The sequence below is a fragment of the Vibrio sp. 10N.222.49.C12 genome (assembly GCF_041475025.1).
Lineage (GTDB): Bacteria > Pseudomonadota > Gammaproteobacteria > Enterobacterales > Vibrionaceae > Vibrio > Vibrio crassostreae_C.
Genome location: NZ_JBFRVF010000020.1, coordinates 1 through 13600, shown reverse-complemented (window position 1 = coordinate 13600; position 13600 = coordinate 1). Strand labels below are relative to the sequence as shown.

Here is a 13600-nt window from a genome sequence, read left to right as displayed (position 1 = left end):
AAAAATTAAGCGTTCGTAGCTTGCTCAAGATCATCGGCAATAAAGCCACCGGTCTGGTGATTCCACAATTGAGCATAGATGCCATTTTGTGTAATCAGCTCTTGGTGAGTGCCTTCTTCAACGATATTGCCTTGGTCGAGTACGATCAGGCGATCCATCGCTGCAATGGTCGACAGGCGGTGTGCAATCGCAATAACCGTTTTGCCTTCCATTAGCTCAATCAAGCTCTCTTGAATCGCTGCCTCTACCTCAGAATCGAGCGCAGAAGTTGCTTCATCGAGAACAAGTAATGGAGCATTCTTTAGAAGAACACGTGAGATAGCCACACGTTGACGCTGACCACCAGAAAGCTTAACGCCACGTTCACCTACTTGAGCATCGTAACCAATGTTGCCAAACGGGTCGGTTAGCGTTTCGATAAACTCATGCGCGTGTGCTTGTTTAGTTGCCGCGTATACTTCTTCGTCTGATGCCTCTGGTCGACCGTAAAGAATGTTGTCTTTGATCGAACGGTGCAGCAGTGAGGTATCTTGGGTCACCATACCTATGTTGCTACGCAGAGAATCTTGAGTAACGCTCGAGATCTCTTGGTCATCAATCAGGATGCGACCACTTTCTACATCGTGGAAACGCAGTAGTAAGTTAACTAGGGTCGATTTACCTGCACCTGAACGGCCAACCAAACCCACTTTTTCACCCGGTTTGATGTTGAGGTTTAGGTTGTTGATCACCCCCTTATTCTCACCGTAGTTAAAGCTTACATTGTCGAAGTTGATACCGCCTTGTGGAACCTCCAGAGGCTTCGCGTCTTTCTTGTCTTCAATAGCAATAGGCTTAGACAGAGTTTTAATGCCGTCAATCACGGTACCAAGGTTCTCAAACAGACCACCAATTTCCCACATGATCCATTTCGACATGCCGTTAATACGCAGAGCCAAGCTGACCGCAATCGCGATTGCACCCACGGTGATTGCGCTATCTAGCCATAGGTAGATAGAGATACCCGCAATGCTGAACACCAATAGATAGTTAGCGAATTCCACGCAGATGTTGAAGCCGGTTACCAAGCGCATTTGGCGGTGCACAGTATCTAGGAAGCCTTCCATGCCTTCTTCGGCGTATTCGGTTTCTCTTTTACTGTGTGAGAACAATTTCACCGTCGCGATGTTGGTGTAGCTATCAACAATACGACCTGTCATCAGTGAACGAGCATCCGCTTGCTCTGAAGACACGTCTTTTAGCTTTGGCACGAAGTGCAGTTGAATACCGATGTAAACGAATAGCCAAATCAGCATCGGAGCCATCAAGCGCCAATCTGATTCAGCAAGCATGAACAGCATCGCCGTGAAGTAAACCGTCACGTAGACAAACACATCGACCATCTTGGTCACAGTTTCGCGCACTGCAAGCGAGGTTTGCATCACTTTGGTCGCGACACGTCCGGCGAAGTCATCTTGATAGAAGGACAGGCTTTGCTTCAAAAGGTAGCGGTGTGCTAACCAACGAATCGACATTGGGTAGTTGCCCAGCAAAGTTTGGTGAAGCAATAGCGAGTAAACACTGATCAAGATTGGCATCACAACCAACAGCAGAATACCGAGCCCCATCAATGTCGATTCGTTGTCTGCTAAGAAAGTGTCTGGGTTGCTGGTTGATAGCCAATCAACTAGTTGGCCCATGTAACCGAACAACGCGACTTCGATGATCGCGATGGTCATGCTCATTAGGCCGAGCAAGATTAACGGTTTTTCAAAACCTCGAGTGTAATGGCGGCAGAATGCCAGTATGCCAGTAGGAGGTTGTATCGGCTCTCCCTTTGGAAAGGCTTCAGTAAAGCCTTCAAATTTCTTGTACATAGATTTCCCTTTATAAACTAGTGCATCTATAAGCGACTGCATCGTTGGTGCAGCTTTGTTTTTATAGTCTTGATTTGAAATTTAACTGTCTTAGTTTGAAATTATATAAGCGCCCATGGGTTCTTATCAGTATTAAATCATTCGATGGATTTTGTTCTAGCGCCTATTTAGGCACTTGGCTTTAAAACACTAAAACTTTGTCTAAGCGATGCAGGAAAGGTCCAAAGAGTGTCTTTCATGACGCTTATTTTAGATTGAATTAGACAGGAAAAGTTAAGCTGATTTCAAACGTAATTGATTGTTATGCAACGGTGATAATCCTAACGCTAAATGGATTAAATTGTAATCAAAACTCGTGATGGGCGAGAAAATGGAATCGGAATATTTATCCATAAAGTGACTTAACGAATATGCATACAGTTGGTTCTTTCTGATGTGCTGTTATCTTGCAGTAAAAATTACCGATTAATCTAAGATCTGCAGTAATTGTTTGGGATAAATATTCAAATCAATATTCTTTTCAGTGAATCTTATCGTAACAAGTTGTTTACAATTCTGAAGTAAATAAAAGATAGGGACGGTTGAAATGTTAAACCTACACAAAAAATCACTTCATATTACTAATGTTCAAAACGCCAATTGCGTTGTTATGGTGCCGCCAAAAGAGTTTAAATTTAACGAAGAAACAGCACGTGATAACGAATTTCAGCACAGAGTGAATCTGACCGAAGCTGAGGTGAAGGTAGAAACGATGGCCGAATTTAAGGCTATGGTCGCTTCGTTGCGTAAAGAAGGTGTGCAAGTTGTAGAGTTTGATTACCCAGAATTGGGCGTTGAAACGCCGGATGCTGTTTTCCCAAACAACTGGTTTAGTACCTGTAGTGATGGAAGCTTATTCACGTTCCCTATGGCGTGTGAAAACCGTCAAAATGAGGTGAAGCCAAGTGCCCTTATTGAAGCGCTTGAAGCATCTGGTCGCATTGTTAACCACAGTGAGTCTCTAGAATCTTACATTGCTCAAGGTTCTTACCTAGAGAGTACTGGCGTGATGGTGATCGACCATATCAATAAGACCATCTACGCTGCGCTTTCTCAGCGTTGTGACCGCGAAGTGTTAGAAGATTATGCGAAGCGCATTGGTTATTCTCGCGTGGTGTCATTCCAAACAGCACTGCCGTCTGGTCAGCCGATTTATCACACCAATGTGATGATGGCGATTGGTGATAATTTCTGCGTGATCTGTGATGAAGTGATCCCAGAGTTTGAACGCCGCTTTGTGGTGAAGTCGCTTGCTAAAGATAAGCAGGTTATCTCTATCTCAATTGATCAGATGAACCGTTTCTGTGGCAACATCCTGCAGCTTGAAACCGTGAATGGCGACAAGGTGATCGCGATGTCTCAATCGGCTTACGATGCGTTTTCTCCAGCCCAGTTAGCTCAGCTTTCGACGCATGGAAAACTGCTGCCATTTAACGTGAAAACGATTGAAGACATTGGCGGTGGTTCGGTGCGATGTATGTTGGGTGAGGTGTTCCTACCAACACGAGTAAATCGCTTGTAACAAGTATAGAAAGTATAACAAGCACTCACTTTCAGTAATGAATCTTTGAATACCACTCTTATCGCAGAGTGGTATTTTTGTTTTTGTCTTTCACATATAAGAGAACAGAGCTCGATACAGTAGTCAACGCGCAAAAGCTAATGGAAATAAGCTATGAAGCGTCCTTAAAAGCTCTGTGTTCGATGAACTGAGCCGATAGTGTTACGACTTCTTTGGAGTAGACAAGCGCCGTGTGGTTGAGTTTGAGGGCGTAAGTATCCGTTGCTCCTCTCAGGTTGGCGTCTTCGAGTGTGACTGTGCCATCGCCCGGGTTTTTCCCCAGTACAATACGTCCAACTCCGGCGTCGTAGGTGCCTGTAATCACGCCAATCGGCACATCAATATCATAATCACCCAAGCCATCACTTAAGATCATCTTGCTCGAGCCAAAGATAAAGCCAAGACCATGATTCGACAACGTTTTAGCGATAGTTGCGCCGTTGTGTGGAGTCCCCGCGGTAATGATGCAGGTGTCTGCAAAGTCGGGTTGGTAGAATTTAAAGTAGTGACGTATCAGCAAGCCGCCGAGTGAGTGACCAAAGAAATAGACCTTATCGTGTTCATCAAAGCGCGCATTCACGAAGCGATTTAGGCGTTTTGCTGCGGAAGGAAAGCGCAGTGAGTTGTAGGCGAACTTATGGGTGGTGAAGCCGCGTTTCTTAAAATTTCTATCTAGATATTGCATGATCAACGCAGGCATATACAGACCATGAATTAAAACTATGTGTTTGTTTTTATTATTCATTATTGCCCTCCGACTGATGATGTCCCCAGTATATTTAGTCGCAATTCTAAACTCAATAAAACTTGCTACGAATGAGACGCAAAAGGCAGAGGTGTAAGTTATAAACAGAGCGTTCGTTATAGAGCAAGGTTGGGTTAGTCCGATCTCACTCCACCATACACATCTATGGTTAATCCGCCTTGTTTGGCGTAAGTATTGGGTGTTAGACTTTTTACCTTATTGAAGCTTCTCTCTAATGTCCTTTATCGCCAAGTTTTGCAATCCATGTCGAACTAAGCTCTTTTAATATCTTACGAATCAGTTCGCTGTGTCTATCTGTTTGACTTGCCGATATCTAAGGCACCAGTAAATCTTATGATTCTGAATTTTCAGTTTTGGTTAGCTCAGTATCACCTGCTTCACTTTTTGCTTCCGGTTCAACCAAAACTTTGATTACGCCTTTTTGTAGGATCAGGTTATTAGGGTAGGTGATAATGTTGCCCGAACTGTGTCGAAGAATAACATGGAACATGGTGATATCGATGATCACACCGCTGATGTCTTCGTCTTTCTCCGCGACTCTTACTCTGTCGCCAATGCGATAAGGGAAGACGAAAAATATTAGTACGCTGGCTGTGAGGTTACTTAGAATCGACCATTGCGCGAATAAAGCGACACCCAGCACCGCAAATATCGAAGACAAGAACAGAGAAATATCACCAAAACCCAAGTTAAGAACAATCGTAAACACAGCGATGAAGAGTAGAAACAGAACAATATTGAAACACTTAATCACGAACTGCTTTCGCTTCAATTCGACACGCTTATTTTCCGCTAATGTTTCTATCCAGTTCTTACCTAAGCGTTTGATCACCCAATACACAGTGATAAGAAGTAAACCTAAAACTACTTGTCTAAGCCACATATTGGATTGCAAAAACTCAACCATTAAATAAACCTCAATTTTTTCAAAATAACGACCTCTGCCGCTATGACCACGAGCAGCCCAACGCAAAATAGTGGAAATGCTATCGGGTTATCTGTTCCGGGTATCCCAGCGATATTGACACCCAGTAAACCGGTGAAAAACCCAGCAGGGAGGAAAATACCTGCAATGATAGAAAATAGGTACGTATTTCTATTCATTTTTTCAGCTTGTTGCTGACTTAGGCTCGCTAAAAATACATTAATTTGTTCGATGTAAAACTCAACAGACTCGTTAATTCTCAGGATGGTATCAAGGCTGTTCTTTATATGACTGTTGTGCTTACTCAATGGCGCAGGTAGGTCACTCATTAAATCTTCAAAAACGTATTTCTGTGGCTTCAAATAACGCCTTAGTCTGAGTAGCCTTGAATGTAGAGCGTTAATGGATCTTATGTCGATATTGGATGTAGATTCTAACTCGTCAATTAATAGTTCGACGGGTGCTAGGAAGGTTGAAATGCTGTGGTTGATTCCACGGATCATGCCCAACAACACATCAGGTAATGATGTAGGGCCTTGGTTTTGTTTGAGATCAGATATCAGATTACTGACCGCTTTTGAAGGAACTTTACGTGTCGATATTAAAGTGCCTTTGTACCATAAGATGCGTAGGCTAAGCATGTCGTCAGGGTTAGCACCTTCGTTTAGATTAATGCCTCGCAGAATCATCAAAAAACAGTCGTGGCCAAATTGTTCGAACCGAGGGCGGGTGTCATCGGTGAGTAATGAATCGATGATGGCATTTGGAACCGTATTACTGTGGAGCCATTCTCTCAAACCGTCAGCATCTCTTTGGCAGTGATACCAAGTTGATTGCTCGAATGAGGCTGGGCTGGTGGTGTGTTCATGTGCCACCCCCTCAGAAAATTGCCAGCTTGAAATTATGAAAGCGTCCATTCATTTGTCCTTAATGATATGACGTAAACATTGATATTAGGCGCCATTCAGGCGCGGTATTGAACTGAGCTTAATCGTGGTAAGTTCAATGAGCGATGTGAGTGAGATGAAGTCTAATAAGACATGTTGGTCTTTGGAGTACGACGGACTCTTCCATTATTGTCTCTATTAAATGTAGCTCATTGTTTCGTCGTTATAAATTAGCACTCTGGCTCCATGTTAGCGACAAAAAAAAGAAAAGACCGAGGTCTTTTCTTTTTAGGGGAGGTTGCGGAGAGCTTGCTCAGGCAACTCGAGTTTTCCGATGGTTTACATAAGCAAAAGCACTAGCGACACGCAGCGAAGATATCTTGGTTCTCTCGGTATTCTTTAGTTTGTACATCCATTAGGCCGAGTAAAGAGTCAAACAGGTTGTCTTGGGAGAAGCTCTGTTCTTTGCCCGCTTTCCTCAAGCAGGTTTGGTTTATCCCTTTCTGCTCGGCGAAACCATCAGACATCCACATGATCATAGGCACATGGGTTTGCTCTTTCGGTGCCAATGAATAAGGCATGCCGTGTAAGTAGACGCCGTTTTCCCCTAAAGATTCACCATGATCGGAAATGTACATCAGCGCCACGTTGTACTTATCGGTGAGTTTCTCTAGTTTTTGCATAGCCTGTGAGAGAAAGAAATCCGTATACAAGATGGTGTTGTCGTAGGTGTTAACCACTTCCTCTTTGGTACAGTTTTCGATATCTGCACGAGCGCAGTCAGGCGTAAATTTCTTATGTTCTTCTGGATAACGCTCAAAGTACGTTGGGCCGTGAGATCCCGCAATGTGATAGAAAATGATGCTATCTTGCTTGAGATCTTGCGTATCTTGTTCGAAGTTCTCTAGCATCGCTGTGTCGTAGCATACGTCGTTATTACACAATGGGTCGCTGTCTTTGGCGATGAGCGTCATCTCTTTGATTCGATGTGCGACCGCCTTATCCCCACCATCATGTTCTCTCCAAATAGAGTGAATGCCCGCGCGGTTCATAATGTCGACCACGTTATCTTGGTTGTAGGCTTTGTCGCGATCATAGTTGCTGCGATTCATGTTCGAGAACATGCAGGGTACTGAAACTGCGGTGGCTGTACCGCACGACTGAACATCAGAGAAAAATATCGGGTTATAAGGCTTGGTATGAGCGTTGGTTTCTCTCTCATAGCCATAATATTGGTAGTTATACACGCGAGCGGTTTCGCCAAGCACAAACACCAATAAGGTCGGTTTGGTTGCCGCTTTTGCTTGTGGCTTGAGTTGAGCATCTAATCCCAATTCTTGATAGGGGATGGGCTGTTTGATGTAGGTGTTATTGATGTATTTGACTGTTGATGCTACGTATTCGGTCGGAATGATCATCTTTTTAAGATGAGAGTTATTACGACCAATCGACACATAATCTTTGTAAAACAGTCCAGCAATAATCGCTATGACAATCAACGAAGAGAGCAATCCAATCGCCTTCCAAATAGCAAAATCTTTCCAAGATTCTTTTTCAAGATCCGTAAATAAAAGCAGCAGTGACGGGACTCCTCCCATCAGAACAAACCATAAAATAGAATAGCTGCTTAGGTAGCTAGCAGCCTCTCCGCTGTTGGTTTCGAAGACGTTTTCTATCATTCCATAGTCTACAAAAATGCCGTAGTTGAACATGCTGTAGCTGACTAAAGAGGAAGTAAGTAGTAACAAGATAAAAAAAGCTTTGGCGAATATCGGCCAGTTGAATACTTGAAAGATAAAGTTGAATGCGGCGAGAAAGAAAAATGGGATCGAGATGATAAACCCAATGCTTTCGGCTTGTGAGGCACTAAGAATATTGAACAGTTCGCGTGAGATAGGCAAGTTAACGACAAGCAGATAATACACGGCCAACACAAAAGGCAGCTTGTTTATCGACATGTTAAAGCTTGGTAGATTCATAGGTCTTGTTTTCCTGCGTCTCTTATCCCTTTATTTTAGTCTCGCTACCAAGAAAGCTCTAATATCAACGCATAAAGCTCAGTAAGTAATGGTGAGCGATAAACCGGCTAAAGTGAAATGACGCGATAGTGCGTGTAGAAACAAAAAATTCACTTTACTGAGTGACCTTCATGACAAGGTGGAACAGCAAAGTGAATTAGTATGTTCAGCTTATTCTATGTGGTTCAATCACATTAGAAGTTGTAAGAACCACCGAAGCTAATGCTGTTGAAGGCAAGTGTTTTGTCTTCTTTCTTAAAGCCGTAGTCGTTCTCAACACTCACTGCGTCTGCTTGTGAGATTAGGCGTAGTGTTAGATGTTCGATTGGCGTGTATTCAACACCAACACCAAAGTGGAAACCGGTACCGCTGTCATCATCGTAACCAGCGCTCTTATTTGCGTGTAGGTCAACAGAGCTTAAACCAGCCAATACGAACGGACGAATCGTGTTGTCGAACGTGTAACCTAGGTTTGCTGATACAGAAACAGACGTTGGAGACATTTTTTCTGTACCTTTTTTGTAGTCTGCGTAATCGTTGTAGCCAAGTTCAACACCAACGATACGGTTGAACTGGTAGCCACCGTATAGGTTGTAGCCCATGCCATCTGAATCTAAGCTACCTTGACCATCTGTATCAGAATCTTGGTAGACACTAAGTCCGCCACCAATGTACGCACCGCCGTCAGTACCTGCAGCCAAAGCTGGAAGAGAAACTGTGCTGATTAAACCCAGTGCTAATGCTGATTTCGTTATCTTGTTCATCTTTGTTACTCACTCTTAAATGTCATGCCAGTATCAATAATTTTTATTTTGCGCCCTTTCGACCGTTGGTGAGTATTATTCCGTAGTCTTGTATGTATTACTGTATGGCTTTGTAAGCTGAATCGTTACATAGTAGAAAAAATACACATCAGGTTGCTTAGTGAGTCAGGCTGTTTAAAACAAGGAATAAACATGCTAACGAAACAAAACACAGGTTTGGTGGTTGTGGACGTACAAGGCAAGCTCGCACGCCTTGTTGATGAGAGCGATACGCTGATTGCTAATTGCGGAAAGTTAGCTCAAGGAGCGCAGATTTTGGGGTTGCCAATTATTAGCTTGGAGCAGAACCCACAAAAGTTAGGTGCTACGGTCGACGAACTGAATGACCTATTGAGTGATGCTAAGCCGATACCCAAATTCACTTTCAACGCGTGTGATGAGCCTAAGTTTGTTGAGGCGGTGCAAGCCAAGGACGTGGATACTTGGTTAGTGTGTGGTATTGAGGCTCACATTTGTGTTTATCAAACCACAATGGGGTTGTTGGAACTTGGGTACAATGTTCAGGTAGTTGGCGACTGTATTAGTTCAAGAACGGCGCTCAACAAGGATCTGGCAATCCGCCGATTAATGGATGCTGGTATCCAAATCACAGGATTGGAAATGAGCTTATATGAACTGGTAAAGGACTGCCGCGCACCAGAATTTAAGTCCATTCTATCCTTGATTCGTTAATCACCGAGAGGCTGTCTATCGCCACCGCCTCGGTAAGAATCGAGCGCAACTTTCAAGCGACGCAGTTTGTCGCGCGAACGGTTCTTGTGATTGACTGCGATTCCCATCGAAAGCACATCTACTAGTGCCAACATTGCGTAACGAGAAGCCGATGGTTTGTAGATGAAATCGGTTTCCATATGCTTGATGGGTAACAAGATATCGGCAATTTTTGCTAGCGGTGTATCTTGTGGCGTAATCGCAATAATCTTAAGTCCGTACTGCTTGGCTAATTCGGCGGTTTCGGTGATCACTGGCGTAAAGCCTGTCGCTGAAATCATCACCATCACGTCATTGGCATCTGCCGTGGCAGCAACCATACGTGACATCAAGCCATCGTTGTACGACACCACTGGATAGCCCAATCGGAACAGTCGGTGTTGCAGTTCTTGAGAGGCGATAGTCGAACCACCACCCATGCCGATAGCAATGATTTGTCTGGCGTTATGCAGCCAGCTGACTGCGGTTTCAACGTCTTGCTCTTTGAACAAGGTGCGGTTGATGTCTAGGCTTTGCTTGATCGATTCGTAGATACCTTGATAACCCGTTTGGTCAACCGGTTCGAGGATAAAGCGCTGGCCAACGGTTAGCGTCTGAGCCAACTTAATCTTCATATCACGTACGTTGCTGCAACCGATCGCTTTAGCAAAACGTGTAATGGTGGCTTCACTCACTTGAGCGCTTTCAGCAAGCTCTGTGATGCTGGCATTGGCAGCAAAATCAATGTCGTCCATGATCAGCTTAGCGACTTTTTTCTCTGCATCACGAAGAGCGGGAAAACGCTCCGTTATCTGTGAAATGATATCTACTTCTAAACTCAAGAATCCTGATCCTTTGTTGATGGGGCTAATCGTTATTACCTAGTTATTAAGAATCTAGCTCGTAAGAAGCAAGCTCTTTAGCTTTTTATGAGCACTAATCCATTAAAAACTAAGCCTTAGCCCCGTTAGTATATCTTATTGCTTCGCTGATTCTAGCTTATTGAAAAATCGAACTAGAAGCAGGTTTTCACCCAGTTTGTTACCTGATGGTCGTCATCGCTGATGGCAATGTAGCGCCACTTATCGAAGGTTAAACACGGGTGTGAGGTTGAGAAGGCAATCATGTCTCCCACTTCAATCTCAGAAGAGCCGTCCGTTTCAACAAAGGTATGCTGATCCATCACGGCGGTCGCAGTCAGCCCTTTCACAGAGATAGCTTTGCCATTGCGATAGCCGCGTTCGGCAATAGGTAAACCCGCATCAAAGGCCACATCACGCTTGCCTAGCCCAACCACTAGTTTAGTCGGTTCTGGGCGAGAGATTACATACGCCCATACCTCAAGTGCCGATTCCAGATCTCCACCCAATTCACACGCGTAACCTTGGTTTACTTGGGCACGCTGCAACACTTTGCTTTGAGCGTCTAGGTAGATGCCTGTGTCGTGAATGGCATAACAACCCGGGCGGATGATCGCCAAGTAATCGGTTAGGTTCGCTAAACATTCTGCAACCACGTCATACCAAGCCGAACCTGCACCAGTGATGATAGGTTGACCGGTAATTAAACCGTCTGATGCGAGGCTTTCGACCGAGGTCAGCGCTTGGTTTAAGAAGGTACGAATGTCTTGCTCGGCATTGTCGCCATGAATCACGCCCTCATACACCTCAATACCCGCTAGCGAAAGTGCAGGCGTATCTTGAATGGTTTGAGCCAGTTCTAAAACTTCTTGAGGTGAACGACAACCACAACGGCCACCCGGAACACCAAACTCGATTAGAGCTTTTAGCGTCTGCTTTTTGTTGGCGAAGTATTGGTTGAGTTGCTGCACGTTTACCGATGAATCCACACAGCAATAGAAATCAACGTCGAACTCACTAATAAGCTGTTCGATGATCGCCATGTTGGTTTTACCTACCAATTGGTTAGCCATGATGATTCTTTTTGCGCCTGCCATTGCTGCAATTTCTGCTTGTGCAGGTGTCGCAACGGTAATTCCCCAAGCGCCATTTTCTAGCTGTTGACGGAAGAAATCAGGCGTCATCGATGTTTTGCCATGTGGCGACAATTTAACCTGATGATGATCGGCGAATGATTGCATCCAATTCAGGTTATTGGTCAACGCTGATTGTTTGATAATTGCTACCGGAAGCGAAATGTCTTCATCAACCAGTCGATAAACACCGTTCTCAGATTGTGATACTGCTCTCCCTTTTTGGCCTTTTTCAGTCAAGATGAAACTATCTTTTTGATACTTTATAACATCTTTTTGTGCAGGGTTTTTCATTGCTGATTCCTAACATGATTTAAGTGGTTGTTATTTAATGTTTAAATATATCTGTAATGTGTTTTGTGATAGAAACTATCACACAAATTAAAATATTATGTGTGTTTTGTCACTGAAAATAATCGGCTGGATTTCTAATATAGCTCCATCAACAGAGTGGATTGAGAGAGTGAGAAATGTTGTTCGATACGATAATTAAAAATGTAGAGGTGTTTGATGGCACCGGCGAACAATCGTTTTGTGCCGATGTAGCAATCCGAGATGGAAAAATCGCCGAAATTGGCAAAGTCGATCATGAAGATTGTAGCCAGTTGGTTGAGGGAGCAGGCTTAGCATTGGCTCCTGGATTCATCGATGTACACACACACGACGATACCAATGTAATTCGTTACCCAGACTGCCTACCAAAGATCAGCCAAGGCGTGACAACCGTAATTGTTGGCAACTGTGGCATCAGCGCATCGCCAACGGTTTTGGCGGGCGATCCACCAGACCCAATGAACCTATTAGGCGCGCAGGCTGATTTCAAATACCCAACCTTTGCCGCGTATGCACAAGCCGTAGAGCAAGCGCAACCAGCGGTGAACGTAGCAGCGTTAGTTGGCCACACCACACTGCGTAACCAAGTGATGGACGACCTACAACGCACCGCAAGCGAAGAAGAAATCGCGGTAATGCAAACCAACCTTGATTTAGCGATGGAGCAGGGTGCACTGGGTTTGAGTTCAGGCTTGGCTTACGCCAGCGCGAAACAAGCTAATGCCAACGAAGTGATGCAGTTAGCGAAAGTGCTTTCTAGCCATGACGGCATCTATACCACGCATATGCGTACCGAATTCGAAGAGATCTTAAGCGCGATGGAAGAAGCGTTTGAGACTGGGCAATACGCGAAAGTACCGGTTGTTATCTCTCACCTTAAATGTGCAGGTGCAGGTAACTGGGGCAGAACCGTTGAAGTGCTTGATTTGATGGACAAGGTTTCAGAGCACCAAGATGTGTCTTGCGACTGCTATCCATACTCAGCGAGCTCTTCGACATTAGATCTGAAACAGGTGACAGACGATTTCGACATCTTCATCACTTGGTCTAAAGCAAAGCCTGAACATGCAGGCAAAACGCTTAAGCAGATTGCTGATGAGATGAACCTACCACTGATGGACGCAGCAAAAGCGCTTCAACCAGCCGGTGCGGTTTACCACTGCATGGATGAGAACGACGTAAAGCGCGTATTGAAATACAAGCTGACCATGGTTGGTTCTGATGGTTTACCAAATGACCCGCATCCACATCCAAGATTGTGGGGCACCTTCCCGAAAGTCTTAGGTCATTACTGCCGAGAGGAAAAACTGTTTGCGCTGCCAGAAGCGATTCACAAAATGACCGGAATGTCTGCGAAGCGCTATAACCTCGCGGGAAGAGGTGAGATTCGCCAAGACGCATTTGCCGATTTAGTTTTATTTGACCCAAAGAATATTAAAGACACAGCAACATTTGAAAATCCTATGTCAGTTGCTGAGGGAATCGAAAGTGTATTTGTAAATGGTGAGTTAACTTACCAAAAAGGAAAAGTGAAAAATAATCGTTCAGGCGTTTTTATTTACCGTAATTAGAATTTAATTATTTTATTAGATATACAGTAATAAGAAAACGACGAATTAATTTAAATATATTGGAACAGAACCAATATTATCTATAAAGAAGTGGAGTTAAAAAATGACTATTAAACGTTCATAGACAGAACCTTAAG

Annotated in this window: 11 protein-coding genes and 1 pseudogene; 3 read left to right on the top strand and 9 right to left on the bottom strand. The window is 44.1% G+C overall.

Annotation, left to right across the window (positions count from 1 at the left end; all coding sequences use genetic code 11):
- Positions 1-5 precede the first annotated feature (5 nt).
- Positions 6-1856 (bottom strand): ABC transporter ATP-binding protein, encoded by a 1851-nt coding sequence (locus AB4583_RS06330; protein ID WP_017065156.1) that lies wholly within the window; start codon positions 1854-1856, stop codon positions 6-8.
- A gap of 586 nt (positions 1857-2442) precedes the next feature.
- Here AB4583_RS06330 and AB4583_RS06325 point away from each other — a divergent pair.
- A complete protein-coding gene (locus AB4583_RS06325) occupies positions 2443-3417 on the top strand; it encodes an arginine deiminase-related protein (protein WP_372116811.1) in 975 nt (324 codons plus the stop codon).
- Between the two features lie 151 nt (positions 3418-3568).
- On the opposite strand, the gene AB4583_RS06320 is transcribed toward AB4583_RS06325, so the two are convergent.
- From AB4583_RS06320 to AB4583_RS06295, 6 genes and pseudogenes are all read right to left on the bottom strand, one after another.
- Entirely contained in the window at positions 3569-4201 is a 633-nt protein-coding gene (locus AB4583_RS06320; protein ID WP_017070159.1) for a triacylglycerol lipase, read from the bottom strand.
- 134 nt (positions 4202-4335) lie between these two features.
- A pseudogene (locus AB4583_RS06315) lies at positions 4336-4535 on the bottom strand (AraC family transcriptional regulator); the annotation flags it as partial.
- 18 nt (positions 4536-4553) lie between these two features.
- The gene (locus AB4583_RS06310; protein WP_017070158.1) at positions 4554-5129 is read right to left on the bottom strand and encodes a mechanosensitive ion channel family protein; all 576 of its coding nucleotides are present in this window, start codon (positions 5127-5129) and stop codon (positions 4554-4556) included.
- Positions 5129-6064 (bottom strand): CorA family divalent cation transporter, encoded by a 936-nt coding sequence (locus AB4583_RS06305; protein WP_017062015.1) that lies wholly within the window; start codon positions 6062-6064, stop codon positions 5129-5131. Before AB4583_RS06305 ends, AB4583_RS06310 begins: the two co-directional genes overlap by 1 nt.
- Before the next feature lie 326 nt (positions 6065-6390).
- Positions 6391-8013 carry a phosphoethanolamine transferase gene (locus tag AB4583_RS06300; protein ID WP_017070156.1) on the bottom strand — a complete coding sequence of 541 codons (1623 nt, stop codon included), beginning with the start codon at positions 8011-8013 and terminating at the stop codon, positions 6391-6393.
- 233 nt (positions 8014-8246) lie between these two features.
- Complete coding sequence (locus AB4583_RS06295; RefSeq protein WP_372116809.1) at positions 8247-8816, bottom strand: porin family protein; 570 nt, start codon at positions 8814-8816, stop codon at positions 8247-8249.
- Between the two features lie 192 nt (positions 8817-9008).
- On the opposite strand from AB4583_RS06295, the gene AB4583_RS06290 reads away from it, so the two are divergent.
- Entirely contained in the window at positions 9009-9548 is a 540-nt protein-coding gene (locus AB4583_RS06290) for a hydrolase (RefSeq protein ID WP_372116807.1), read from the top strand.
- Here AB4583_RS06290 and AB4583_RS06285 read toward each other — a convergent pair.
- Both AB4583_RS06285 and AB4583_RS06280 read right to left on the bottom strand, forming a co-directional pair.
- Positions 9545-10408, bottom strand: a complete 864-nt coding sequence (locus tag AB4583_RS06285; RefSeq protein ID WP_017062019.1) for a MurR/RpiR family transcriptional regulator — start codon at positions 10406-10408, stop codon at positions 9545-9547. The two genes, AB4583_RS06290 and AB4583_RS06285, sit on opposite strands and share 4 nt — an antisense overlap.
- Before the next feature lie 173 nt (positions 10409-10581).
- Complete coding sequence (locus tag AB4583_RS06280) at positions 10582-11853, bottom strand: amino acid deaminase (RefSeq protein WP_372116805.1); 1272 nt, start codon at positions 11851-11853, stop codon at positions 10582-10584.
- A gap of 176 nt (positions 11854-12029) precedes the next feature.
- Here AB4583_RS06280 and AB4583_RS06275 point away from each other — a divergent pair, with 176 nt between their 5' ends.
- The gene (locus AB4583_RS06275) at positions 12030-13463 is read left to right on the top strand and encodes an amidohydrolase family protein (protein ID WP_372116803.1); all 1434 of its coding nucleotides are present in this window, start codon (positions 12030-12032) and stop codon (positions 13461-13463) included.
- The last annotated feature ends 137 nt before the right edge of the window (positions 13464-13600 follow it).

Bases quoted from the DNA above. Each gene is read 5' to 3' on its own strand.
- AB4583_RS06330 (WP_017065156.1), bottom strand. From the start codon at position 1,856: ATGTACAAGAAATTTGAAGGCTTTACTGAAGCCTTTCCAAAGGGAGAG.
- AB4583_RS06325 (WP_372116811.1), top strand. From the start codon at position 2,443: ATGTTAAACCTACACAAAAAATCACTTCATATTACTAATGTTCAAAAC.
- AB4583_RS06320 (WP_017070159.1), bottom strand. From the start codon at position 4,201: ATGAATAATAAAAACAAACACATAGTTTTAATTCATGGTCTGTATATG.
- AB4583_RS06310 (WP_017070158.1), bottom strand. From the start codon at position 5,129: ATGGTTGAGTTTTTGCAATCCAATATGTGGCTTAGACAAGTAGTTTTA.
- AB4583_RS06305 (WP_017062015.1), bottom strand. From the start codon at position 6,064: ATGGACGCTTTCATAATTTCAAGCTGGCAATTTTCTGAGGGGGTGGCA.
- AB4583_RS06300 (WP_017070156.1), bottom strand. From the start codon at position 8,013: ATGAATCTACCAAGCTTTAACATGTCGATAAACAAGCTGCCTTTTGTG.
- AB4583_RS06295 (WP_372116809.1), bottom strand. From the start codon at position 8,816: ATGAACAAGATAACGAAATCAGCATTAGCACTGGGTTTAATCAGCACA.
- AB4583_RS06290 (WP_372116807.1), top strand. From the start codon at position 9,009: ATGCTAACGAAACAAAACACAGGTTTGGTGGTTGTGGACGTACAAGGC.
- AB4583_RS06280 (WP_372116805.1), bottom strand. From the start codon at position 11,853: ATGAAAAACCCTGCACAAAAAGATGTTATAAAGTATCAAAAAGATAGT.
- AB4583_RS06275 (WP_372116803.1), top strand. From the start codon at position 12,030: ATGTTGTTCGATACGATAATTAAAAATGTAGAGGTGTTTGATGGCACC.